This is a genomic window from Streptomyces sp. NPDC059169 (genome assembly GCF_042755225.1).
Lineage (GTDB): Bacteria > Actinomycetota > Actinomycetes > Streptomycetales > Streptomycetaceae > Streptomyces.
On record NZ_JBHZCF010000058.1, the window covers coordinates 1 to 1,371 of the forward strand.

The 1,371-nt window shown below is 61.7% G+C and carries 1 protein-coding gene; it reads right to left on the reverse strand.

What is annotated here, in order from left to right; genetic code table 11:
- Window positions 1–1,319 (reverse strand): acyltransferase domain-containing protein (locus ACFXOM_RS35580; RefSeq protein WP_385041649.1); only part of this gene is annotated, 1,319 nt, incomplete at its 3' end.
- Window positions 1,320–1,371: the final 52 nt, after the last annotated feature.

A 1,371-nucleotide genomic window follows, 5' to 3' on the forward strand; every position in this document is an offset into this window, starting at 1 on the left:
CCGTGCTCGGGCAGGACCAGGGGGGCGGCAAGGGTGAGCTCGTCGACCAGATCACAGCCGACCTCATCCCCCGCCCGCAGGGCGAGTTCCACGAACGCCGTACCAGGAAGCAGAACACTGCCCATGACAGTGTGATCCGCCAACCACGGATGCGTCCGCAACGACAACCGACCCGTCAGAACCACACCGTCCGAATCCGGCAACGCCACCGACGCACCCAAGAGCGGATGACCAGGCGCATCAAGACCCGCAGCAGTGACATCACCCAACGGAGCAGCCGACTTCAGCCAGAAGTGTTCGTGCTCGAAGGCATACGTGGGCAGATCCACACGACGGGCACCACGCCCGGCGAACACCGCCGACCAATCCAGCACCACACCATGGGCATGAACCTGCGCCACCGCAGCAGTCAGAGCACGAACCTCATCCCGGCCCTTACGCAGCACCGGAACGAAAAGCACCCCCTCCTCATCCGGCAGACAACTCCGCCCCATCCCCGACAACACACCATCGGGACCGAGCTCCACAAACGCCGTCACACCCTGACCAGCCAGGAACCGCACACCATCAGCAAAACGAACCGACTCACGAACATGCCGAACCCAATAACCAGCATCAAACGACGACACCAACTCACCGGAAACATTCGACACCACCGGAATCCGCGGCCGGCGATACTCCAACCCATCCGCCACCGCCGCAAAATCAGCCAACATAGGCTCCATCAAAGGTGAATGGAAAGCATGCGACACCGTCAAACGACGCGCACGACGACCAGCCGCCCTCCACACCTCCACAATCTCCTCCACAACCACCCCGACACCGGAAATGACGACAGAAGCCGGACCATTGACAGCAGCGATCGACACCACATCGCCCCGCCCACCGATCAACTCGACCGCCTGCTCCACAGACGCCTCCAACGCCGCCATCGCACCACCCTCCGGCAACGCCTCCATCAACCGCCCCCGCGCCGCCACCAACCGAGCAGCATCACCCAGAGACAACACACCAGCCACATACGCAGCAGCCAACTCACCAACCGAATGACCCGCCACAAAATCAGGCCGCAAACCCCACGACTCCACCAAACGGAAAAGCGCAACCTCAACAGCGAACAACGCCACCTGCGTACAACCCGTACGATCGATCAAACCCACCGCATCACCAAACAAAACATCCCGCACCGGAAACTCGGTCCACTCGTCCAGAACCGAGCACACCTCATCCAAAGCAGAAGCAAACACCGGGAACGCCCCATACAACTCACGCCCCATACCCACCCGCTGAGCACCCTGCCCGGTAAACAAAAACGCCACACGCCCACCAACCACACACCCAGAAACCACACCCGACGCCCCCACACCAGAA